The 24094-nt window shown below is 34.5% G+C and carries 22 protein-coding genes and 3 tRNA genes; 15 read left to right on the forward strand and 10 right to left on the reverse strand.

Going from position 1 to position 24094, the window contains the following annotated elements; genetic code table 11:
- Window positions 1–38: 38 nt before the first annotated feature.
- Window positions 39–1322, forward strand: coding sequence for a M20 metallopeptidase family protein (locus FJOH_RS23770; protein WP_012026568.1), 1284 nt, complete (start codon window positions 39–41; stop codon window positions 1320–1322).
- Between the two features lie 81 nt (window positions 1323–1403).
- Here FJOH_RS23770 and FJOH_RS23775 read toward each other — a convergent pair whose 3' ends face one another.
- A complete protein-coding gene (locus FJOH_RS23775; protein WP_044048071.1) occupies window positions 1404–2507 on the reverse strand; it encodes a fatty acid desaturase family protein in 1104 nt (367 codons plus the stop codon).
- Between the two features lie 233 nt (window positions 2508–2740).
- Between FJOH_RS23775 and FJOH_RS23780 the strand changes: the two genes are divergently transcribed.
- Both FJOH_RS23780 and FJOH_RS23785 read left to right on the forward strand, forming a co-directional pair.
- A complete protein-coding gene (locus FJOH_RS23780) occupies window positions 2741–3484 on the forward strand; it encodes a hypothetical protein (RefSeq protein WP_012026570.1) in 744 nt (247 codons plus the stop codon).
- 109 nt (window positions 3485–3593) lie between these two features.
- The gene (locus FJOH_RS23785; RefSeq protein WP_012026571.1) at window positions 3594–4544 is read left to right on the forward strand and encodes an alpha/beta fold hydrolase; all 951 of its coding nucleotides are present in this window, start codon (window positions 3594–3596) and stop codon (window positions 4542–4544) included.
- Between the two features lie 8 nt (window positions 4545–4552).
- Here the strand turns inward: FJOH_RS23785 and FJOH_RS23790 are convergent, their stop codons facing one another.
- Window positions 4553–5374: a phospholipase A gene (locus FJOH_RS23790; protein ID WP_012026572.1), complete on the reverse strand. Its 822-nt coding sequence runs from the start codon at window positions 5372–5374 to the stop codon at window positions 4553–4555.
- A 210-nt stretch (window positions 5375–5584) separates the two neighbouring features.
- Between FJOH_RS23790 and FJOH_RS23795 the strand changes: the two genes are divergently transcribed.
- On the forward strand, window positions 5585–6361 hold the full coding sequence (locus tag FJOH_RS23795; protein ID WP_012026573.1) for a ThuA domain-containing protein: 777 nt from the start codon (window positions 5585–5587) through the stop codon (window positions 6359–6361).
- Window positions 6362–6446: 85 nt separating this feature from the next.
- Window positions 6447–6878 carry a GNAT family N-acetyltransferase gene (locus FJOH_RS23800; RefSeq protein WP_012026574.1) on the forward strand — a complete coding sequence of 144 codons (432 nt, stop codon included), beginning with the start codon at window positions 6447–6449 and terminating at the stop codon, window positions 6876–6878.
- 15 nt (window positions 6879–6893) lie between these two features.
- Here the strand turns inward: FJOH_RS23800 and FJOH_RS23805 are convergent, their stop codons facing one another.
- The 5 genes from FJOH_RS23805 to FJOH_RS23825 all read right to left on the reverse strand — a co-directional run bounded on the left by FJOH_RS23805 (window position 6894) and on the right by FJOH_RS23825 (window position 9604).
- Window positions 6894–8081 carry an MFS transporter gene (locus tag FJOH_RS23805; RefSeq protein WP_012026575.1) on the reverse strand — a complete coding sequence of 396 codons (1188 nt, stop codon included), beginning with the start codon at window positions 8079–8081 and terminating at the stop codon, window positions 6894–6896.
- 161 nt (window positions 8082–8242) lie between these two features.
- A complete protein-coding gene (locus tag FJOH_RS23810) occupies window positions 8243–9226 on the reverse strand; it encodes a YheT family hydrolase (RefSeq protein ID WP_012026576.1) in 984 nt (327 codons plus the stop codon).
- 117 nt (window positions 9227–9343) lie between these two features.
- Window positions 9344–9417, reverse strand: a tRNA-Arg gene (locus tag FJOH_RS23815).
- A gap of 14 nt (window positions 9418–9431) precedes the next feature.
- Window positions 9432–9506 (reverse strand) — tRNA-Pro (locus FJOH_RS23820).
- 14 nt (window positions 9507–9520) lie between these two features.
- Window positions 9521–9604, reverse strand: a tRNA-Ser gene (locus FJOH_RS23825).
- Between the two features lie 238 nt (window positions 9605–9842).
- Here FJOH_RS23825 and FJOH_RS23830 point away from each other — a divergent pair.
- The 3 genes from FJOH_RS23830 to FJOH_RS23840 all read left to right on the forward strand — a co-directional run bounded on the left by FJOH_RS23830 (window position 9843) and on the right by FJOH_RS23840 (window position 12933).
- On the forward strand, window positions 9843–11021 hold the full coding sequence (locus FJOH_RS23830) for an acetyl-CoA C-acyltransferase (protein WP_012026577.1): 1179 nt from the start codon (window positions 9843–9845) through the stop codon (window positions 11019–11021).
- Window positions 11022–11088: 67 nt separating this feature from the next.
- On the forward strand, window positions 11089–11850 hold the full coding sequence (locus FJOH_RS23835; RefSeq protein ID WP_012026578.1) for a C40 family peptidase: 762 nt from the start codon (window positions 11089–11091) through the stop codon (window positions 11848–11850).
- Window positions 11851–11880: 30 nt separating this feature from the next.
- The gene (locus FJOH_RS23840; protein ID WP_012026579.1) at window positions 11881–12933 is read left to right on the forward strand and encodes an SMI1/KNR4 family protein; all 1053 of its coding nucleotides are present in this window, start codon (window positions 11881–11883) and stop codon (window positions 12931–12933) included.
- Window positions 12934–13074: 141 nt separating this feature from the next.
- On the opposite strand, the gene FJOH_RS23845 is transcribed toward FJOH_RS23840, so the two are convergent.
- Window positions 13075–13920: an AraC family transcriptional regulator gene (locus tag FJOH_RS23845; protein WP_012026580.1), complete on the reverse strand. Its 846-nt coding sequence runs from the start codon at window positions 13918–13920 to the stop codon at window positions 13075–13077.
- Window positions 13921–14036: 116 nt separating this feature from the next.
- Between FJOH_RS23845 and FJOH_RS23850 the strand changes: the two genes are divergently transcribed.
- The 4 genes from FJOH_RS23850 (at window position 14037) to FJOH_RS23865 (ending at window position 16795) form a co-directional block, all read left to right on the forward strand.
- Window positions 14037–15023: an aldo/keto reductase gene (locus FJOH_RS23850; protein WP_012026581.1), complete on the forward strand. Its 987-nt coding sequence runs from the start codon at window positions 14037–14039 to the stop codon at window positions 15021–15023.
- 280 nt (window positions 15024–15303) lie between these two features.
- Entirely contained in the window at window positions 15304–15909 is a 606-nt protein-coding gene (locus tag FJOH_RS23855) for an NAD(P)H-dependent oxidoreductase (protein WP_012026582.1), read from the forward strand.
- Window positions 15910–15911: 2 nt separating this feature from the next.
- Window positions 15912–16190: a putative quinol monooxygenase gene (locus tag FJOH_RS23860; RefSeq protein WP_012026583.1), complete on the forward strand. Its 279-nt coding sequence runs from the start codon at window positions 15912–15914 to the stop codon at window positions 16188–16190.
- A 140-nt stretch (window positions 16191–16330) separates the two neighbouring features.
- A complete protein-coding gene (locus FJOH_RS23865; RefSeq protein ID WP_012026584.1) occupies window positions 16331–16795 on the forward strand; it encodes a DUF3291 domain-containing protein in 465 nt (154 codons plus the stop codon).
- Window positions 16796–16882: 87 nt separating this feature from the next.
- Here FJOH_RS23865 and FJOH_RS23870 read toward each other — a convergent pair whose 3' ends face one another.
- Complete coding sequence (locus FJOH_RS23870) at window positions 16883–17590, reverse strand: class I SAM-dependent methyltransferase (RefSeq protein WP_012026585.1); 708 nt, start codon at window positions 17588–17590, stop codon at window positions 16883–16885.
- Between the two features lie 204 nt (window positions 17591–17794).
- On the opposite strand from FJOH_RS23870, the gene FJOH_RS23875 reads away from it, so the two are divergent.
- Window positions 17795–18682, forward strand: coding sequence for a LysR family transcriptional regulator (locus FJOH_RS23875; protein WP_012026586.1), 888 nt, complete (start codon window positions 17795–17797; stop codon window positions 18680–18682).
- A gap of 392 nt (window positions 18683–19074) precedes the next feature.
- Window positions 19075–20358 carry a DUF2130 domain-containing protein gene (locus FJOH_RS23880; RefSeq protein WP_012026587.1) on the forward strand — a complete coding sequence of 428 codons (1284 nt, stop codon included), beginning with the start codon at window positions 19075–19077 and terminating at the stop codon, window positions 20356–20358.
- Window positions 20359–20425: 67 nt separating this feature from the next.
- On the opposite strand, the gene FJOH_RS23885 is transcribed toward FJOH_RS23880, so the two are convergent.
- Window positions 20426–21199: an META domain-containing protein gene (locus FJOH_RS23885; RefSeq protein ID WP_012026588.1), complete on the reverse strand. Its 774-nt coding sequence runs from the start codon at window positions 21197–21199 to the stop codon at window positions 20426–20428.
- A 269-nt stretch (window positions 21200–21468) separates the two neighbouring features.
- Between FJOH_RS23885 and nirB the strand changes: the two genes are divergently transcribed.
- Window positions 21469–23982: a nitrite reductase large subunit NirB gene (nirB, locus tag FJOH_RS23890; protein ID WP_012026589.1), complete on the forward strand. Its 2514-nt coding sequence runs from the start codon at window positions 21469–21471 to the stop codon at window positions 23980–23982.
- Window positions 23983–24094 lie beyond the last annotated feature (112 nt).

Below are 24094 nucleotides of genomic sequence, written 5' to 3' on the forward strand. Positions count from 1 at the left end.
CTCTAAATAAATTAACTCCCATTTTAACAAACCATAAAATGAAACAAATCCTATTGGCATTACTTATTCTGATATTTTCTACACAGCAAATTCTTTACGGGCAAAAAGCAAAAAGCAACATTAATATTCAGGAATCGATTAAGCTTGAAACTGATAAAATCTTTGACAAACTTGTTCAGATTAGAAGAGATTTTCATGAAAACCCTGAACTGGCCGGCAAAGAAAAAAGAACTCAGGAAGTTGTCAAACAACATTTACTGGATTTAGGTCTTCAAGTCGAAACTGATATTTACGGCTACGGACTTTTAGGTATTTTAAAAGGTGATAAAAAGGGAAAAAATATAGCATGGAGAACTGATATGGATGCTCTGCCAAACGATTTTCCTGATAAATCTGATTTTAAATCTAAAGTAAAAGGTGTTCAGCATGGCTGTGGACATGACGTACACTTGGCAGTTGCATTAGGGATTGCAGAAGTTTTAGCAAAACACAAAAAATCACTTCAAGGCACGGTTTATTTTATTTTTCAGCCCGAAGAAGAAACCTTTAAAGGAGCAAAAGCGATTGTTGAAAATAAAAAATTCGCACAATTTAAACTCGATGAAATTTATGCCCTTCATGTAACAGCTTTGCCTGCCGGACAGATAATGGTAAAACCAAATGAAATGTATGCCTACCAAAAAGAAATAGGAATACAGTTTAAAAATGTATTATCAAAGGAGGAAGTAAAAGATCTGTCTGCCAAAATCCGTAAATCATTAGTCAGAACTATTAATGGCAGTAAACCGTGGGAAATTCAATCTATTTTAGATCCTAAAATTGGATTAAGAAATCCAAACACCATATTCAAAGATTACTTAATTGCCGATGAAAATTTTAGAAGTTATTCTAAAAACGACACATTCCGTATAAATGCAGAAATCTATGAAACCGATGCTTCCAGAGTAAAAAATATTATTCCTGCTGTTGAACAGGTAATTAAAGACAATAATTTTGGTTCGCAGCTGCTTTCTGTTTCGTTTATAAAAGAAAATCCAACCGTTTTAAACCATCCAGATTTAACACGCAATTCTGTAAATACACTGGAGAATATTTACGGAAAAGGATTTGTCACTGCTGACTACGGACAAATTCCTTATTTTAATGATGACTTCGCTTATTTTCAGCAAAAAGTCCCAGGAGTGTATTTCCTTCTTGGAGGTTCTAATTTTGAAAAAGGAAATATAGCCATGAATCACGCTCCCAATTTTGAAGTTGATGAAGAATGCATTAGAAGCGGAGTTAAAACATTTTCTTCGTTACTGTTTCAAAGAGGTAAATAAAACTTAGAATATTAAAATATAAAAAAAGCGGTTTCAAATGAAATCGCTTTTTTATGTTGTGACCATGGAGGGATTCGAACCTTAAATCTCACCCGTCATTAAAATATTTTCTTTTACGCCTTTGCTTTTCAGCATTCTAAAATGCGAACGCACTGCATGGTAAAAAGGATATGAAGTGTACGGAAGATCGTATTCTTTTGCATAACGCATTATAATAGGTGTTATATAAGGATAATAAGTATGACCGACTCCCGGAAAAAGGTGGTGTGCTACATGATGTGTAAAACCGCCGTATAAAAAATTAGCCAGTTTACTGTTGGTGCTAAAATCTTTGGTAACAATCATTTGGTGAACTGCCCAGGTAGCCGAAAGATTTCCGTCTTCGTCAGTTACAGGGAAATGTGCATCTTCATCAACATGTGTAGAAACTAGAGCAACGACTCCCAAAACACTTCCAAATAAGTGCATGGCAAACCAGCCTGCCAAAACCAAATACCAAGGCTGATTTAAAACCAGCATTGGAATAAAAAGTATATAAAACAGATTGATGATTTTTGCCGCAAAGAGTATAAAAATCTGCTTTCTCGGAATTACTTCAACGACTTTTTTTACATAGTTATTTTTAGTGCCGAAAAAATCTTTAAAATCACGTATATAAATCCAGTTTAAGCTGTAAAGCGGATAAATAAACCACATATAAATATGCTGATATTTATGGTATTCGAATAACGGACTGTTTGGAAAAATCCTGATAATGTCACTTTGTTTAATGTCGATATCCCAATCTGGCACATTGGGATAAGCATGATGGAGATTGATATGCCGGCGCATCCAAAGCCAGTGATTGCTGCCAAAAAGTTCCAGAACATACAAGAACCATTCATTGTGTTTTGTTTTTTTAAACAAAGCTCCGTGAGCAGCATCATGAAAGGCATTTATGAAAAGGACAATCATGGTAAAACCACACAAAATATAAAAAAGAAAAAGTAAGGATGTATTGCTGCCAAAAAATAAAATACAGCTATAAAATAAAAAAAACAGAACCAAAAGACCTAAAGACTTTATTACATTAAAATGGTATAATGATGAGTTTTGTAAAACAGTTTCGTTCACTTCTGTGCGCATCTTTTTAAAAAAATCATCAGAACCAGCTTTAAGATAAACCGGGCGTTTTAATTTTTCCATAATTGGTATTGCTAGAAATTGTACTATCAAATTTAATAAAAAAAAGTTAAAACACATGATTTCAAATCATTACATAAAAACCATTTTCAAGAAAGCATTTTTAAGAATGACATAAAGGATTTACTAAAAACAAAAAAACAGTAGTAAGCAATCTAAATTTCATAACTTTACTTGACCTAAAACTCTGGAAAAATACTTAATCTGCGATCTCAGAAACTTCAAAATTTCTAAAAATGAAAAAAAGAGAGAAATTAGAAATCATTAGAAAACACTATCCTAATGCACTCACAACAATTGATTTTATAAATAAAATTATCGATTTTATAGAAGAAAAACTCGATCTGGAACCGGCCGAAATTATGTTTGCAGACAGTATTTGCAGTGATGATGTAAACAGTATTCAATATCCCGTAAGAGCAAATGAATTTCTGGGTCCTTTTAAAATGGGAGGTTTAGACGGTTTTCCTTTTACAGGACTAACAGGCATGCAGGCTTTTGCCAGCCACGTTCCAGATGACGGAGCCGTTTTTATTTATTATGGACCGCACATTGGAATTTCTAAAGAAGGAACTATTGGCGAAATTAATCGTTTTGGACAGCATAAACCGTCAAGCTGCTGCGGAGCCGCACATGGAGCTTTGCATAAATTATTAGATAATGCTATTAAGCCGGGACATATTACCGAAATAGATTATCAAATGAATACGATTGAACAAATTCTTTACAATCAAAAAGATAGAATACTAAAAGCCGATATTCCGCTTTTTGAAGCAACAGAAATAATCTACGAATCTATTGACAGAAGAATTCAGCAGCTTATTGAAGCTACAAAATACAATTGTAAATATATTATTCTGGTTGGAGCTGTTTTAATTAACAGCGACAGCGATATTGGTTCATTTTCATCAACCAAAAGATTTGATGTTATCGATTTGAAAAAAGGAACCAGACAAGATTTATTATCTACATTAAATTAACCTCATAATAAACATTTTATTTTATCTTTAAGCACTTATAATCATCAAGTTAATTTTATAAATAAATATTTAAAAATCTAATCTGATCTCATAATTAATTGCATAAAAGATGAAAAATAAAATACATTTTACTCTGATTCTTATTGTAGTATTCCTTAGCAGTCTATCTGCACAAATCCAAACTAATTACGACACTTTATTTGTTGGTAAAATAAAACAGATTATTTCTTATAAAGGAAACCAAAACGCCCCTCTTATTCTTTTTTTACATGGAGGTCCGGGCAGTTCCAGAATGAATCAGGCAGAAAAATTCAGCAATAAACTTCAAGATCATTTTTTAGTTGTGCAATGGGATCAAAGAGATGCCGGAAAAACTCTGGCTTTAAACAAATCGTTGGTTCCAATCACTCTCGAATTGATGGAAAATGATACTTATGAATTGGTAAAGCTTCTTTTAAAAAAATTCAATAAAAAGAAAATCTATCTTGTGGGCGAATCCTGGGGAACTGTTTTAGGGTTTTATATGGCCGAAAAACATCCTGAATTGTTAAATGCATATATTGCATTCAGCCCGGTAATTGATCAGTCAAAAAGCGAGACGATACTGCTGGACAAACTCAAAGCCGATGCAAAAGAAAAAGGAAATACAACCGCACAAAAAGAATTAAATACTGTTAAAATTCCTTTTGAAAACTCCAACCAAATCTATTATTCACGAAAGTGGATGTTTAATTATGACGGACAGCCTTTTCCTGATAAAGATACAACTGCAGTAAAACAATATCTTAAAGCCTGGTCCGACACATGGATGCCAACATGGAATAAAGCTATAAAGCAGAATCTCTTTAAAGAACTGCCTTCTGTTAAATGTCCTATTTATTTCTTTATTGGGAAAAAAGATCTTCAGACCAATTTTACTATTGCCGAGAAATATTTTGAAAGCCTGAAAGCACCTAAGAAAAAAATATTTCTATTTGAAGATGCCGGACATTCTGTTTTAACCGAAAAACCAGAAGAAATTCAAAAAATAATTATTGAACAAATTTTAAATGCTGGCTGATAACCCGTTTAAAAAATTCCCATATTTTCTGGTTTTATAGTAAACCCAAGACGTATCATGCTTTTGTGTTCCTGATAGTCAATTAAACTTTCGGTATATCCCACAAACCATTGCAAGGTGAGATAATAATTTTCATCTTTATAAGGTCTCCAGTTTAATTGTGTTTGTAAAGAACCGTAATTGATAAGACCGCTTCCTTTTCTAAAAAGAACATCTGCACTCCATCTTCCGGGTTGTATCTGGTAAGTTGCGCTTGCTTCGCCGTAGCCTACATATTTTGTAAGTCCGGGATTGTCTTCTTTGTCAACAAGCGGAATCCATCCTCTAAGTCCAACAGTCCATCGCGGCGAAACCTGAGATTTTAACGAAAAAGCAAGCATATTCCAGGTTCTGGAGTAAATAGAATCTCTTCCGTTTGATTCATGTTCTAATGAAATGGTTCCATAGGTCAGCCTTCCTCCTTTTAAATAAAACGGACGAACAATTGCTACTCCGGGATTAAAGTTAATTTCTGAAAAGGGTTTTGAATTTGCATAAATATCCCAAAAAGCCTTTTGAGTATACATTAAATAAGGGAAAAAACCGCCCCACAAAGGTTTTGAGTTTAATCGGAGTTTAAAACTAACCTGATATTTGACATCGGCTGTGTTACGCGTAATATCTTCATCTAGAGGAATTCCGGTTAAAAAATAATTATCCTTATGGACAGAAAAACTATGTTCTTTGAGCAGCGAATCTGCTGCACGGAAATTTTTTTTATCTTCTACAATTTGTGAATTTGCTTTAATTGTTAACAAAACAACGCATGCTAGTATATATTTTAAGTACATTTTTATAATTTAAATTCAGGGCTTTTCTTAAGCTTTTATACTAATATACGGTATTTTTATGAATTTAAAAACTTCTGCTTATTTCATTTTTGCAAAGAAAATTTTAAACTCTGTACTTAATACTACTTTATTAAGACACTATATTAATGATTGAAAAGTGAAAAGCATATTGTAAATTTGAAATTAAACATTCATCTTTTGGGCAGCGAAATGAAAAAATCAATTACGGCAATTGCATTATTTATCATAAGTTTTTTTCTTCACGAAAATTGTTTCAGTCAGGCATCGAAAAAAACAAAATTTAAAGTTTTAGTTTTATATGAAAACGGCGGACATCATCTGGCTTTTTCTAAAGCAGCAAAACCCTGGTTGAACAAACTGGCGGCCGAAAACAATTTTACAATAGATTATATTGAAAATACAAAGACAATTAATGAATCTCTTTTAAACCAATACCGTCTTTTTATACAACTCGATTATCCGCCTTACACATGGAGTGAAGAATCTATGAAAGCTTTTCAAAAATATATGAATGACGGCAAAGGAGGCTGGATAGGTCTGCATCATGCAACTTTATTAGGAGAATTTGATGGTTATCCTATCTGGAATTGGTTCTCTGATTTAATGGGCGGTATTAGATTCGTTAACTATATACCTGATTTTGCCAGTGCAAAAGTTATTGTTGAAGATAAAGTGCATCCTGTAATGAAAGGAGTTCCCGCTGATTTTCTGGTACAAAAAGAAGAATGGTACACTTATGACAAAAGTCCGCGCAAAATTGTTCACGTTTTAGCTTCTGTAGATGAGTCGACTTATCAGCCGGATTCAAAAATAAAAATGGGAGATCACCCTGTTGTTTGGACAAATGAGCATTTTACATCCCGAAATGTTTATATTTTTATGGGACATTCTCCCAATTTATTTGATAATAAAGCCTACACTGCTCTTTTTAAAAATGCAATTTTATGGGCTTCAAATAAAAAATAAGTTCGCCGTTTTATCTATTTTCAGAATATCTATTTATTCATGAAACCTTATATTCGCAGAGAATTTAAACAAACAAAAAAGAAAAATGATCCAAAAGGTTAACGAAAAAGAATACAATGATCTGATTTCGGTTTGGGAATCTTCGGTTAAAGCAACACACCACTTTTTGACACTCGAAGATTTCAACTTTTACAAAGAACTTATTCCAACTTATTTTAAAAGTGTTTCATTGCATTGCATAAAAAACGAAAATCATACAATTATTGGTTTTATTGGCACTCACGAAGAAAGTTTAGAAATGCTTTTTGTAACAGCAGATGAAATTGGTAATGGTATTGGAAAAAAACTTCTGCTGCATGCAATCGAAAATTTAGGCGTTACAAAAGTCGATGTAAACAAAGACAATACGCAAGCTGCAGCATTTTATAACCATTTCGGTTTCGAATTAAAATCTACTTCTGATGTTGACGGCTGCGGAAAACCTTACCCTATTCTGCATTTAGAATTAGCAAAATAACAGAAAATCCTGTTTTTAATTGTTCTGTATCTTTTTATTGGCAGATTTTCTTTTCCAGTATAAAAGATACAGAACTCCCATAAACAAGACCAGAATATCTACTTTCATTATTTGAGGAATACGGGATATTTGATCGCTATAGTAACTTCCTCCAAGTAAAGCACCCAAACCAATTCCTAACTCCATAGAAATATACATTGTGGCTATGGCTTTTCCACGGTGCTGCGGATTACTCAAATCGATAGTCCATGCATTAATTGCCGGTGATAATATACCTGTACCCATTCCGTAAATAGCGGCTCCTGTTAAAAGTACTGTAATACTATTTCCGGTACTAATTACAAATAATGCAATAGAAGTAACAATTAATCCTGCGAGTATAACATTTGTACGTCCGTGTCTGTCAGAAACTTTTCCAGCACCAAATCGTACTAAAACAGAAGCAATCGTAAACGCCGTAAAAAATACTCCTTTATTTTCTGCCCCCAGATGTTCGCTCCAATCCGGAATTAAAGTAAGTATTAGACCATAAGCCGTATAAGAAAAAAAAGTAATAACTCCGGCAGGAAGCGCTCCAATATCAATAATATCTTTTCTTCCAATATAAAACATCGATTTATGAAGTTTTTCTTTTGCGGCTAAAGTTTCTTTCATATTCATTACAATAACGATAGACAAAAAAGCAAGAAACGAAGAACTGTAAAACATTACATCAATTCCATACGCATTTACAACCATTCCGCCCAGCGCAGGCCCTAAAGCTCCGCCAATACTAAAACACAAACCATGCATTCCTAAAGCTTCGCCCCAGCGTTCCTGCGGAATAATATCTGCAACATAAGCAGAAGTTGCTGTTGGTTTAAATCCAGTTGAAAAACCATGAACCAAACGCAAAAACAAAAATCCCGAAACTGAACTTAGTATTGGATACAAAAAACCACAAATCAAACATACAACAGATCCAACAGCCATTACAGGAACACGCCCCCATTTATCTGTAAGCTTACCGCTAAAAGGTCTTGATATAGCAGCTGTTAGTGTAAAAAGCGAAATAATAAATCCTTTATATTCTGCCCCGCCCAAACTGCTTAAATAACTCGGAAGCTCCGGAATAATCATATTAAAACTCGACGAGAACAAAAGAGAACTCATGCAAAGCAAAATGAATTGAAGAGTATAAATTGATTTATTTTTAGGATGCATTATCAAATTATTAAAGTAGTATCTACAAAGAGAAAAATTTAAGTCTGCAAATATAGACTTCTATTTAGATAAAACTTCTGCAAAATTTATCTATTACTGCTATACTTTAATAATTATATATTAAAAAACTGCTGTTTAAAAAACAGTTGAAATAATTATTGCTAAGCTTTGATAATCTGAGCATTTTTTTCACGAGATTCAAAAAAGTCATAGGCTCTTTTCTCTGCATAAGAATACATAGAATCACGAAGCGGAAAAGCACAATGTCCGCCATATTTTGGAGTTTCAAGATAAACATATTCACTGTCTTGTGCAATAGCCCTTGGATAACATCTTTCGCCTAAAAAAGGATCATCAAGAGAATTAATAATTAAAACCGGAGTGGTAATGTTTTTAAGAGAAAATTCGGGAGAAACACGCTGGTAGTAATCCTCACGACTTGCAAAACCATGCAGAGGTGCTGTAAAGTAATGATCAACTTCGTCAAAAGATGAAATTTTGTCAATTTGATCTCGATTTATAAAATCCGGAAACTGAGCTGCTTTATATTTTAGTTTTCTTTTTATATCAATCGTAAAATTCTTTAAATATACCCTGTTAAAACCTTGTTTGAGTACTGCAGCACTTGTTGCAATATGTGTAGGCACAGAAATAGAAACTCCTGCTTTTATACGCTTATCAATTTTAGTCCAGCCAAAATAATTTAAAAGCTGAACACCTCCCATTGAATAACCAATCAAATAAACATCATCAAAACCTTTTCTCAAAACAAACTGAACCACTTCGTCTAAATCATCAACTGCACCATGATGATAAAGTCTTGGCAGGCGGTTCATTTCTCCTCCACAAGTGCGGTTGTTCCAGGCAAAAACAGAAAACTCTTTCTGTAGAAAATAAGCTGCGCAGCTGTTATTATAAGTTCTACGGGAATCTCCTTCTAGACCATGACATAAAATAACTGCTTTTTTCGAATCGTTTAAAACAAAATCAATGTTGATAAAATCTCCATCATTGAGTTCATGTTTCTCTCTTGTATATTCCGGAACTTCAAATTTTTTAAACAAAGCGGCATAAATAGTTGAGACATGCCTGTTGCGATGAATAATAGAAGGGAAAGTATATTCTGACTGTTCGATTAGCGGCATAACAAAAAGTTTTACGGTGCGCACTACAAATCTAATAAATCAATCAATATGTAATTTAAAACTGTCTTTTTATTTCTTTTTAAAAACAAAAAAGCCACTCGATTGAGTGGCTTCTTGTGATCGCAGAAGGATTCGAACCTTCGACCGCCTGCTTAGAAGGCAGGTGCTCTATCCAGCTGAGCTATGCGACCAATATTTCAAAGTGTCGGGGTGGCAGGATTCGAACCTGCGGCCTCCTGCTCCCAAAGCAGGCGCGATAACCGGGCTACGCTACACCCCGAGGCAAAATTTAAGCGGAGAGACAGGGACTCGAACCCTGGCGACGGTTACCCGTCGACAGATTAGCAATCTGCTCCATTACCGCTCTGGCACCTCTCCTTGCTAGTGGAATTGCTTCCGTTTTGCGAGTGCAAATGTATAACAACATTCCTTTTCTCACAAGCTTTTTTTTGAGTTTTTTTAGTTTTTTTTCATCTTTTTTCAAAACCTCTTCACAATCAAACGAATAGAATTAACAAAAATTTCACCTTAAATTTAAAATTCACCTATTCAATACAAAATTTGAATTTATTCAAATAAACAGTAAATTTGCTTACTAACTATTATTAAACAGAAAATGAACAAAAGAGTTGTTATCGTTTCTGCCGTTAGAACACCTATCGGAAGTTTCATGGGCGGGTTATCTAGTGTACCTGCACCAAAATTAGGAGCTGCTGCCATAAAAGGAGCGCTTTCAAAAATTAATCTTGACCCAAAATTAGTCGATGAAGTTTTCATGGGGAATGTAATTCAGGCCGGAGTTGGACAAGCGCCAGCGCGTCAGGCTGCATTATTTGCCGGATTATCTGAAGAAGTTGCTGCCACAACAGTAAACAAAGTATGTGCATCCGGAATGAAAGCTGTAATGTTTGCTGCTCAGGCAATCGCATGCGGTGACGCTGAAATTGTAGTTGCGGGCGGAATGGAAAGCATGAGCTTGATTCCTCATTACATACAAATGCGTGCCGGAAACAAATTTGGTCCTGCAACTATGCTTGACGGAATGCAGAAAGACGGTTTAACAGATGCTTACGACAACAACGCAATGGGAGTTTGCGCTGATTTATGTGCATCTGAATACAAAATCAGCCGTGAAAAGCAAGATGCATTCGCAATTCAATCGTATGAAAGAAGTGCAAAAGCCTGGGATGCCGGAAAATTCGACAATGAAGTTGTACCTGTTGAAGTACCTCAGAGACGCGGTGAACCCATTATATTTTCAAAAGATGAAGAATATACTAATGTAAAATTAGATAAAATTCCATCTTTAGCCCCAGTTTTCACAAAAGACGGAACTGTAACTGCTGCAAATGCTTCAACAATCAACGACGGAGCAGCTGCTTTAGTTTTAATGTCTGAAGAAAAAGCAAATGCATTAGGTTTAAAACCTTTAGCTTACATAAAAGGCTACGCAGATGCTGCACAAGAACCAAAATGGTTTACAACAAGTCCGGCAAAAGCATTACCAAAAGCTTTAAACAAAGCAGGAATTTCAATCTCAGATGTTGATTATTTCGAATTCAACGAAGCTTTCTCTGTAGTTGGATTAGCCAATGCAAAAATATTAAACCTTGATAACGATAAAGTAAACGTAAACGGTGGTGCTGTTTCATTAGGACATCCGCTTGGAGCATCCGGAGCACGTATTATTGTAACTTTACTAAATGTTTTAGAACAAAACAATGCAAAAACCGGAGCTGCTGCAATTTGCAACGGCGGCGGTGGCGCATCGGCAATTGTTATCGAAAGAGCTTAAAACAATATCATAAAAAATCAGGAGTTATATGTATAACTCCTGATTTTCAACTAATACTTTCCCTTAAATGTTTGGAATTTGTAATCTAGCCATAGTACCCGTTCGAGCTGAAGCCAGCGACAGAAGTGAAATTGTTACACAGCTCTTGTTTGGCGAGCATATCGAAATTTTAGAACGTCATAATCAATGGGCGCGAATCAGAATTCAATATGATGATTACGAAGGCTGGGTAGATTCTAAGCAATATCAGGTAATTTCAAAAGAGCAGTTCGATTTGTTGAGCAAAGAAGCCATTATTCTAAATGCTGATTTAATTGACTACATCACTGCACCAAACAATCTATTGCTTCCAATTCCGCTTGGAGCTTCTTTATCTTTTTTAAACAATAACGAAATCAATACTTCAAATTTTGATTTTGAAGGAACCAAAACCAGCGGCGTAAAACCTAAAAGTGCATTAATCAAAACTGCTTTTATGTATTTGAATGCTCCCTATTTATGGGGCGGAAAAACTCCTTTTGGCATTGATTGTTCAGGCTTTACCCAAATGGTTTATAAATTGAATGGCTATAAAATTCATCGTGATGCTTCTCAGCAGGCACTTGAAGGCGAAGCTTTAAGTTTTATCGAAGAAAGTGAAGTTGGCGATTTAGCCTTTTTTGATAACGACGAAGGCAATATCATTCATGTCGGCATCATTATGGAAAACAATTACATCATTCACGCAAGTGGAAAAGTCCGCATTGACCGCTTGGATCATTTAGGAATTTACAATCCTGAACTAAAAAAACACACTCACAAACTGCGTGTTATCAAAAAAATCATATAAGCCTTTTCATTAACTCTAAAGTAATATACCTTGGCAAAGTTTTCATTATCTAAAACAGATTTCAGAATAAACGATACAATTGTTCAACTTCCAGCTGCTATAGATGTTTTAAAAAAAGCTTTGGGTGACTGCCGATATATCAAAAAACAATACAATCATATTTATACCTGGGACGATCTAGGCATTATGGCTTTTTCTAAAGAAGGCAAACAAGCAGAAAGTCTAGCAATTGAATTTGAGGTTAAAAAATATGATTATTGCGCAAAAAGCATCTTTACCGGCGAATTTATATTTGATGGTCAAGAATTATTCCAATACTACGAAAACAACAAAAATCAGCTTGTAAAACTCTTTAAAGGAGACAGAAGCGGCGCTTTTATCCTTAACGGAATCAGTATTTGGTTTGATAAAGAAGATGGCAAAATTACAAGTCTCAGCATTTCTCCTTACGAAGAAAAAGAAAAGAAAATCTCAGCGCCTCTTGATCCTGAATTCAAAGCATTCAAACCTTTATGGCAGGAATGGATTTCAGAAATAAATAAAATTGTTTCAAGCAGCAATGCCTATTACAATTTAACAGAAGGCATTTCTACAGAAGATATTCAGGAACATATCGAACTTGAAGATGATATTAAAATACCGCCGGCCTTAATTAATTTTTACAAGGTTCAAAATGTAGATTACGATCCTGTAACTGCTGCTTTTCAGTTTGGAATAAATAACTGGAGTTATGATTTAATTCCGTTTCAGGACATTGCAGAAGAATGGAATTCGATACAAGATTTACAATTTGACGAAGACGATTTACCAGAACAGGAACTAGATTTCGAAAAAATCAACACTAATAATTACACTAACCCAAAATGGATTCCGTTTGCTACAGGAAGAAATGGTGATTACTTATTGTACGATACAGATCCAGCTTCAAAAGGAAAATTCGGCCAAATCATCGAACTTCAAAACGAATCCTGGTCGCGCATCATTGTGGCAGATTCATTAGAAGAATTAATCCAGAACGAAATCAACAATTTAAAAGCTGGTAAAAACGAGCATTTTGATTTTATTATTGGTAAAGAAAATTAAAACACACAGATAAAACAGATTCGCTTTGCGAAAACTCGGATTTAAACGGATTTTTTGAAATAAATATGCAAAATCTACGAGAGAAATTATTCAATTTTAAAGAAAATCTTTTAAAATCCTCTTAATCTGTGGCAAAAAAAACTAAGCACTCAATCGAATCGTCTTTCTAAACTCAGACGGACTATAGCCTTTTTGCTTTCTAAAAAACTTATTGAAATGGCTTTCATCCGTAAAACCAAATTCATAAGCAATTTCGTTAATACGTTTCTCGCTAAATTGCAAACGATGTTCAATCAGTTTCGTTTTGTAGTTGCTAATATACTGTTGCATCGTTTCGCTGGCGTGTTTCTTAAAATAACGTCCTAAATACGTATTCGAAATCCCAAAATAATCACTAATAGATTCCGCTTTGATTTTTTCAGGATAATAGATATTGTTCTGAATATATTGTAGAATATCCATCGCTTTAGCCTCAGTATTTATGGTTACTTGTTCAGGCAAGTATTTCGCGATATTTCTCGCCACAATAATAATCAGTGTATTAACCAACTGCTGAATCAATTCCTGATTGTAAACATCTTTATCCTGATGTTCTCGGCAGATTGCTTCAATCATTACTTTTACCAGACACTTATCAGGATCATTTTTAAGAATACAGCCCGGCTGATGATTGGCGTTTTGAAGTATATATTCTAATCGCTGAATATTTTCATTCTGCAGACTCGAATTTTTCAAATAAATATCATTAAACCTCAAAAAGAAAAATTTCGTTTTGGTTTCAATTGTAAAATTATGACAATCCTCAGGCGTCAATAAAAACAAATGCCCTGGATCATACTCAAATATATTCTTATTAATACACTGTCTTCCTGTACCTTCCAAAATGTAAACCAGTTCAAAAAAATTATGACGATCTCCAACATCCGGATATTCATCCAGCGTTTCAAAAGAAACCGTAAAAGGTTCATATAAGTTTTCTTTTTTCATAATTCCATTTATTTGAAGATGCAAATATACCTAAAAAAGACAAATATATACCAAATAAGAATCATAAAAACAGTATAATTTTGCCTCATCAATTTTAAACACAAAAAATCACAATCATGGAATATAGAAAACTAGGAAACTCAGAACTTGAATTATCAGCAATTACATACGGTGCATTTGCTATTGGCGGAACCATGTGGGGCGGAACAGAAAAGAAAGACTCAATAGAATCTGTTCAAGCTTCTATCGATCACGGCGTTACCACAATCGACACTGCTCCTTTTTACGGATTTGGTTTAAGTGAAGAAATGATCGGTGAAGCTATAAAACCTTATGATCGTTCTAAAATTCAATTACTTACCAAATTTGGTTTGGTTTGGGACGGCAGCAACAACGGAAAAGGCGATTTCTTTTTCGAAGCAGACGATAACGGTAAAAAAGTTCCAATTTACAAATACTCATCAAAAGCAAACGTAATTAAAGAAATCGAAGAAAGTTTAAAACGCCTTCAAACCGATTATATCGATTTACTGCAAATTCACTGGCCAGATTCAACAACTCCAATTTCTGAAACAATGGAAGCTGTTGAAACTTTAATTCAGCAAGGAAAAATTAGAGCATTCGGAGTAAGTAATTATAATATTGCACAAATTCAGGAAGCACAAAAAACAGTTCAAATAGCTTCAAACCAAGTAGCTTACAGTATGCTGAATCGCGGAATCGAAGCAGATTTAATTCCGTTTACAGTTGCAGAAAACATTGGAATCATTGCTTACAGCCCAATGGAAAGAGGTTTATTGACTGGAAAATATTTCACAGACAGCAAATTAAAAGAAAACGACCATAGAAACGGTTATTTCGGAAAATTCGATTTGCAGCAGGTAAAAACCTTAATCGAAGAATTAAGCTCTTTAGCGCATTCAAAACACATTTCAATTTCACAATTGGTTTTACGCTGGACAACTTTACAAAAAGGAATTTCAATTGTTCTAGCAGGTGCCAGAAACGCAGAACAAGCTATTTCAAACGCCAAAACAATGGATTTCGATTTATCAGCTTCAGAATTGGAGTTTATTAATCATGCAATTGCTAAAATAAAATAATATTTTAAACACATAGAAACATAGTTATACTTTGTCTATAAAGGCGTTTCACTTGCATTAATAAACATAGTCAACGTAATCTTATCATTCCGAGGAATGACAAATTTTGTGAACTATGTGTTAGAAACTAGTTTCTTTCCATTCTCTTTTCCAGAAAGAAAATTCTATGTTTCTATGTGTTTAAAAAAAATCTCAAAAATTAAATAATTAGAATTTGGGCGTGCCCTTCTGGGTCGGGCTTACCCTCACGCGTCCATTTTCAAAAGAAACAACAATAAAAATGAAAAAGATATTTATAATTAACGGCGGACAAAAATTCGCGCATTCAGGAGGACAATTCAATAAAACCGTTCAGGATTGGACAGTTGAATTTCTTTCTAAAAACAATAATTACGAAATAAAAACAACTCACATTGAAGACGAAATAGATCTTCAAAAAGAAGTAGAAAAATTCGTTTGGGCAGATTTAATTATCTATCACACACCCGTTTGGTGGTTTCAAATTCCTAATCTTTTCAAAAAATATATCGATGATGTTTTCACGCAAGGACACAACAACGGAATCTACAAAAGCGACGGAAGAAGCCGTGTAAACCCAGACATCAATTACGGAACCGGCGGACTTTTACACGGACGCAAATACATGCTTACTACAAGCTGGAATGCACCTGCAACAGCATTTACACTTCCGGGGGAATTCTTTGAAGAAACTTCTGTTGATGACGGCGTAATGTTTGGTTTCCACAAAATGAACAAATTTACCGGAATGGAACGCATAAACGGATTTCATTTTCATGATGTTGAAAAAGGTGCAACACCAGAAAATATTGTTATCTTTAAAGAACAGTACACCAAACATTTAGAAGAAACCTTTAAAACTTTATAATTATGATCTCAATCACCGCAATCATTAAAAGTAAAAAAGAAAATCTTATAGAAGTTCAAAATATGATTACACATCTGGTTACAGAAACCAGAAAAGAAGAAGCATGCATTCGCTACGATCTTCACACTACAGAGAATGTGTTTATTATTTGGGAAGAATGGAAAGATCAAATCGGACTTGATTTACACAACAATCAGTCGTATTTAGTCGATTTCATTACAAAAAGCGAAGCTTTACTATCAGCTCCCGTTCAGGTTTATAAAACGGCACAAATTCTATAATCTTTTCAAAGTTCTGAATTCCTTTCTGCATTGGTAATTCGAGAATTTGTAACTAAAAAATGTTACAGATATAACGTAATTATACAAAATAATTATTCAGAAAAAAGCTAAATTGCCTCGCATTCAGAAACATAAAAAATATGAGTCATTATCATCTTGCCGAAATTAATATTGCAAAAATGAAAGGGGTAAACATCAACGACCCCATAATGAAAGAATTCGTAGACAATTTAGACACTGTAAATACTTTAGCCGAAGAAAGTGAAGGTTTTGTCTGGAGACTAAAAGATGACACTGATAGTTACAACGCTACAAGCCTGAATCCGTACAATGACGAACAAATTATTATTAATGTATCGGTTTGGGAAAGTATCGAAACTTTAGAACATTATATGTACAAAACTTTTCACAGTGACTTTTTAAGACGCCGAAAAGAATGGTTCCAAAAATTCGGTAAAGCGCATACGGCTATTTGGTGGATTCCTAAAGGACATATTCCAACCATGGAAGAAGCCGTAGAAAAATTAGATTACCTCCAAAAAAACGGTCCGTCAGAATTAGTTTTCGATCTTCGAAACAAATATCTAATGCCGGTTAATCCATAGTTGTATAGCCACGAATCACGAATTTATTTTTTTAAATCTATACGCAGACATTTTTAAATAAATTCGTGAATCATGGCTAACAAAAAACTACTTTATTCCTCCAAAAGCTCCGAAACACATATTTTTATGCAATATTTCGACTTTTGAAAAACCAACTTTTTTCATCAAATCCAATTGGTAATTCATCGATCTTGGAGAATCCTCTTTTTCGATATAATCCAAAACCTTCTGGCGATACTCTGCTCCTCCTATTCCTTCCAAATATTCACCATAACGCTGCCAGGTATAATTATTCAATAATTCTGTGTCTTGCGTGATTAAATCAGAAATCATCAAACAACCTCCGGGTTTCAATAATTTGAACAATTTTGCAAAAGTAGTTTCCCAATCCTGATCGTCTCTCAAATGATGCAAAACTGCACCAGCCAAAATAATATCAAAACTATTTTCCTCTAAATCTATTTCGCGAATATCACCTTGTTTTATTACTACTTTTCCATTGGTTTCAGCTGCAACTCTTTCAAAAGCGCGATTTAACATCGGTAAACTCAAATCGACCAAAGTGCAGTTTAAATCTGGCACTTTAGACAACATTTTTAAAGTGTAATTTCCAGCTCCACAGCCTACATCCAGCACAGTTGCAGCATTCGGAACAATACGTTTTGAAGCTTCGGTTATTAATTCCAAAGAAATAGTTGCATCGATTGTGGCTACTTGCCCTGTTTCTAAATTTGAAAATCGTTCGACATCATTATCAAATCTTTCCTTGATTTCTTCAATAGTTGATTTTTTCATGGTCTTTTGTTTTTTTAATCTCTCGCAGATTTCGCGAATCTTTTTGCTATTATTGATTGGAAATATTATGGTTTAGATGATTTTATCTAAATTAATAATCTGCTATATCTGCGAGAGACTTATTTTTTGATTTTTCAAAACTATTCTTTTCTTAAATACTTTAAAAATACTATTTTTATCAATTAATAATACTTTAAAAGTATCATGGAATTACGTCACCTAAAATATTTTATGGCTGTAGCCGAAGAACTAAACTTTACCAAAGCATCAGAAAAACTGTTTATCTCACAGCCTCCGTTGAGTCGGCAGATTGCTGAATTGGAAGACGAACTTCAGGCAAAACTTTTCATAAGAAACAATAAAAAGGTAGAATTGACCGAAGCCGGGAAATATTTCGAAAAAGAAGTAATAGAACTTTTTCAGAATCTGGAACGTATTTCTATTAAAACAAAAAAGATTGCAGAAAATGTTTCGGGTGAATTTAGAATCGCTTATATAAGCTCTATATATTCTTCTATTATTTCAGATTTAATCAAACACCTCAAATCACAGTTTCCGTACGTAAATTTTAAACTTTTTGAAATTTCAACCACCAAACAAATCGATGCTTTAGAACAAGGAAAAATCGAAATGGGAATTATTCGATCACCAATTCAGTCACCAAAAATAAAATCACATCTGTGGTTTAAAGATGGTTTTTCATTGGTTTACAACAAAAAATCCGTTCAGATAAAATCAGAAAATGAAATTGCAAACCTAAAAGACGAAACATTTGTTTTCTTCAACAAAGATTATGCACCTCATTATCACGAAGTTTTATTAGAGCTTTGTGCTTTTTATGGCTTTACTCCGCAGATTATTCACGAAGCCAATAACATCAATTCCATCGTACAATTAGTCAAAAACGGATTAGGAATTTCGATTGTTCCTTCAAACGTTGCCAAAAACAATCAGGATCCAGAAATTGGTTTTATTGAACTGAAAAAGGTTAATTTAAAAACAGATGTTTCGATTATCACATCCAAAGAAGATGAATCTGAAATCACGAAATCTGCTGTTGATTTTTTGTTGATGAAGAATAATTCTCGATAAGTTTTGATTTTTTAATCTCGCAAAGACGCGAAGTCGCAAAGTTTTTATTTATAAGTTGCGTCCAGCTTTAGCTGGATGAGAAAATAACTACGTTTAAAAGGCTTTAGCCAAATAACTACGGATTTGGCTAAAGCCTTTACTAATTTAACTTTTATACCTCCAGCTAAAGCTGGAGGCAATTCAATAATCCTTTTAATCCCTTAATCTGTGGCAAAAAAAACTTTGCGCCTCTGCGACTTTGCGAGATTAAATCATAAAAAAACATTCTGTCTTAACGCCTTCGTGGCTATAACAAAAAATCGTTACAATTTAGTACAGCAATCCACATTATAAAAAGAGAACTTTTAAATACCTTAGCAAATTATAATTCTACAATAAAAATTTCAATAAAAATGGCTGAGCAATCTTCAATTCAGTGTCCAAACTGCGGAACTCCTATCGATGTCAATGATGTATTAAAACATCAGTTGGAAGACAGCATCCGTAAAGAATTCCAGCAAAAAGCGACTATTCAAAATCGTGAATTAGAGCTTAAAAACGAACAATTGGACAAAGCCAAAGCCGAATTTGAAGCGAAAAAGAAACAAGAAAATGAACTTTTTGCAGAACGCTTAGAGCGCGAGAAAAAAACGGCTGAAAAAGAAATCTCTGAAAAACTAAAAGCCAAGCTCGAAGAAGAAAACAAAGATCGTTTGTTATTGATGGAAAAAGAACTCTCTGAAAAATCGGAAAAAATCAGGGAATTAAATAAAATGGAAGGTGAAATCGCCAAATTACAACGCGAAAAACTGGAAATGAAAGATGCTATTCAGGCCGAAGCCGAAAAACAATTGAACACACAATTGGCTTTGGAACGCGAAAAAATCAGAAAGCAGGAAGACGATAAAAACGAGTTAAAATTTAAAGAACTTCAAAAGCAATTAGAAGAACAGAAAAAATTAACCGAAGAAATGAAACGCAAGCAGGAACAAGGTTCTATGCAATTGCAAGGTGAAGTAATGGAATTAGCTATCGAAGAATGGCTGGCAAACAATTTCCCTCTTGACAGCATTGACGAAGTTAAAAAAGGGGCAAACGGCGCTGATTGCCTTCAAATAGTCAACACTCGCGAACACCAAAATTGCGGTTCTATTTATTACGAAAGTAAAAGAACAAAAGCTTTTCAGCCTTCGTGGATTGAGAAATTCAAAAACGATATCAGAACCAAACGAGCCAACATTGGAGTTCTGGTTACCGAAGTAATGCCAAACGGAATGGAACGAATGGGCATGCGCGACGGTATCTGGATTTGTACCTACGAAGAATTTAAAGGTTTAAGTGCTGTTTTACGTCAGTCCTTGATTCAAATAAATCAAGCTGTTCAGGCTCAGGAAAACAAAGGCGATAAAATGTCAATGTTGTATGATTTCCTGACCAGCAACGAATTCCGTTTACAGATTGAAGGAATTGTAGAAGGTTTTACGCAAATGCAAAGTGATCTCGATTCTGAAAAAAGAGCCATGCAGAGAATCTGGAAACAGCGAGAAAAACAAATCGAAAAAGTAGTTCACAATACTTTAGGAATGTACGGTTCGATTCGCGGTATTGCCGGAAATGCAGTTCAGAGTGTAAGAGCCTTAGAATTGGATTTTATTGAAGGTAATGACGAAGAGGAAGAAACTAAGGAACTAGAATAAATCCTTCGACTTCGCTCAGGAAGACAAACGAAATGTCAGGCTGAGCGAAGTCGAAGCCCTTATAAAACTAATCCACCTTCTTAAAAACCAAAAGTTTCCCAGAAGGATTAGACAAAGTCAATTGATTATTTCCAATAGAATAAGTTGTTGTGCTTTGCAATGCTTTTGTAAATTCACCTTCTTTATTTCCTTGTGGGCAAGCCATTAGAGTCGATATTACTTTGGTAAATCTCAGCAAATCCTTTTCATAAAAAATAGAACCACTAATGGCATTACAGCCGCCATAGCCAGAAAATCTATTTTCAGTTGAATTAATTTCAATTCGAGGCATTTCCTTTTGAAAATCAGTGGCAAAGACTTTATATCCATTCAATTCTTCCAAAACCCAAATATCATGAAGTCGGTAATCAGTAAGATATTTTCCGCATCCGCTTAGTTTTTTTGCTTCTAATTCAGAATTGTTTTTAATTTCAACTTTTACGCTGTAAGGTGAAATTGCACCAGACATTGAATCCTGACAATCCAGCTGTTGGATTGTAATTGTTGCCGAAGTCGTTTCATTACTTACTTTATACATTTTCACATTGGCATCCATAGCTTTAATCGCATCAACGGCAGGAAAAGTTATTTTTTCTTTTCCTGGTATTAATGATGTAAAGACAATTTCGTCATTCCCCATTTTGATTCCCCAAAACGGTTCGTTTCCTGTTCCTTTAAAATAATATTTTAAATCTTCTTCTGTCGAACTTGTTGAATCTGTTCCTGCAGTTTCTTTATTTGCTGTCGTTTTACAGCCTATCATTAAAAATGATAACAACAATATTGAGAGTACTTTTTTCATGAGATCTTAGATTAAAAATGTTCTTTTTAGTAAAACACCTATAAAATTCTTATGAATTTACGACATTTTTTTGAAACGCCTATTTAGAATCCTTTCAAATTTAAAAAAACCAAATCACTCAAAAATTACTTAAATCCCGCACTACGTAAAAGATTCTGATAAAATACGTAGTAATAAAAACCTCCATCTACTTAAAAAAATAAAATTATTACGTATTTTAATAAGTATAAATACTTATATTTGCGTAGTAATACTTAATTAAAGAAATAATGATTAAAGTAATAGTAGTTGGAAACGGCATGGTTGGTTATAAATTTTGCGAAAAATTCGTTGCAAAATCAGGACAAGAAAAGTATCAAATCACAGTATTTGGAGAAGAACCAAGACGCGCTTACGATCGCGTTCACTTAAGCGAGTACTTTGGAGGAAAAACAGCTGATGACTTATCATTATCAACAAGCCAATGGTACGCAGAAAACAATATTATTCTAAATACATCTGAACTAATTACAGATATAAATCGTGATGCAAAAACAATACATACACACTTAGGCAAAACACATACGTACGACTACTTAGTTTTAGCAACAGGTTCTTCCGCTTTTGTACCTCCAATTGAAGGTGTAGAAAAAGAAGGTGTTTTTGTCTATAGAACCATCGAAGATCTGGATGCTATCATGTCCTATGCAAAAAAAATAAAAATAAAAGGCGCAACCGAAGCTGCAGTTTTAGGTGGCGGTTTATTAGGATTAGAAGCAGCAAAAGCAGTTCGTGATTTAGGCTTAAATCCGCATGTGGTGGAATTTGCGCCGCGTTTAATGCCGAGACAACTAGATCAGGGCGCAAGTGATATGCTTCAATCAAAAATTGAAGAATTAAACATCGGAATTCATCTTAACAAAGCAACCCAATATATCGACGGAAAAGAAAGTATAACAGGAATGATGTTTGCAAACGACGAATTGTTAAAAGTAGACATGTTGGTTATTTCTGCCGGAATCAAACCTCGCGACGAACTGGCAAGAGTTTCAGGGCTTGAAGTTGGCGTACGAGGCGGAATTGTGGTAAACAATCAAATGCGAACATCAGATCCTTTTATTTTTGCGATTGGCGAAGCAGCTCTTTACAACCAAAACATTTACGGACTTGTTGCTCCTGGTTACGAAATGGCTGATGTCGCTGCTGAGCAGATCTTAAATGGCGACAAAACCATGAGAGAAACCATCGATATGTCGACTCAATTGAAATTAATTGGTGTTGAAGTAGCGAGTTTTGGTGATCCTTTTATTGAAAACAATGACGTTACCGCTATTATTTATGAAAATAAATTAAGCAGCGTTTACAAAAGAATCAACGTTACAAAAGATTCTAAAAAACTTTTAGGCGGAATTTTAGTTGGAGATTCCAGCGATTACAATTCCCTTTTCCAGATTTATATCAATGAAATGGCATTGCCTAAAAATCCTGAAGATTTGATTCTGGGTTCAAGAGACGGTTCAGAAGGTTCTCCTTTAGGAAGCGTGATGGATTTGCCGGATACAGCCGTAATCTGTTCTTGCGAGAATGTTACCAAAGGTGCGATCTGCTGTAAAATTTTAGACGAAAGCTGTTCTTCTCTTTCAGATGTTGTAAAAGCAACCAAAGCAACTTCAGGATGCGGCGGCTGTAAACCAATGGTTTCTGATTTAGTAAAAGCGACTCAAAAATCTTTAGGAAAAGAAGTAAAAGAAGTGATCTGTGAGCATTTCAATTATAATCGTCAGGAACTATTTGATTTGGTAAAAATCAATAAATACGAGAATTTCTACGATGTTCTGGATCATCACGGAAAAGGCGATGGTTGCGAAATCTGTAAACCAGTTGTCGCTTCTATTTTCTCTAGTATCTATAACGACACTGCAAACAAACACGTGACAACGCAAGATACAAACGATAGATTTTTAGCTAATATTCAACGAAACGGAACGTATTCTGTAGTTCCGAGAGTTGCCGGAGGCGAAATTACTGCCGAAAAACTAATCGTAATAGGTGAAGTTGCTAAACAATTCGATTTGTACACTAAAATTACGGGAGCTCAAAGAGTGGATTTATTCGGAGCACATTTGAGTGATCTTCCAAAAATCTGGAAAATTTTAATTGACAACGGTTTTGAAAGTGGTCATGCTTACGGAAAATCACTTCGTGCCGTAAAAAGCTGTGTGGGAAATGCTTGGTGCCGTTACGGAATGGACGACAGCGCCGGATTTGCCATCGAACTAGAAAATAGATATAAAGGAATCCGTTCTCCGCATAAACTCAAAGGTGGTGTTTCTGCCTGCATTCGCGAATGCGCTGAAGCACGCGGAAAAGATTTCGGATTAATTGCCGTTGAAGGCGGTTGGAATTTATACATCGCAGGAAATGGCGGTGCAAATCCAAAACACGCGGTTTTACTAGCAGAGAAAATCGACAAAGAAACCGTAATCAAATACATGGATCGTTTCTTAATGTATTACATCCGAACCGCTGGCCCGCTGATTAGAACTTCAACTTGGTTAGAAAAACTAGATGGAGGCTTAGAATATTTAAAACAAGTAATTATCGAAGACAGTTTAGGAATCTGCGAAACGCTTGAAGCTGAAATGCAGACTTTGGTAAATACTTTCGAATGCGAATGGAAACAAGTGCTGGAAAAACCAAGATTACTAAAACGATTCAATCACTTTATAAACTCAGACGAGAAAGACGATAATGCAGTTTTTGTTCCGTTACGAGATCAAAAAATGCCTAAAGCTTGGTCGTAACTTAAAAACATAATTTTTTAAACACATAGAGACATAGATTTTAAAAACTTAATAAAGGCGTTTCACTTGCATAAATACACATAGCTATGTGTTAGAAACTAGTTTCTTTTAA

The organism is Flavobacterium johnsoniae UW101, assembly GCF_000016645.1.
In the GTDB taxonomy this organism is placed as follows: domain Bacteria; phylum Bacteroidota; class Bacteroidia; order Flavobacteriales; family Flavobacteriaceae; genus Flavobacterium; species Flavobacterium johnsoniae.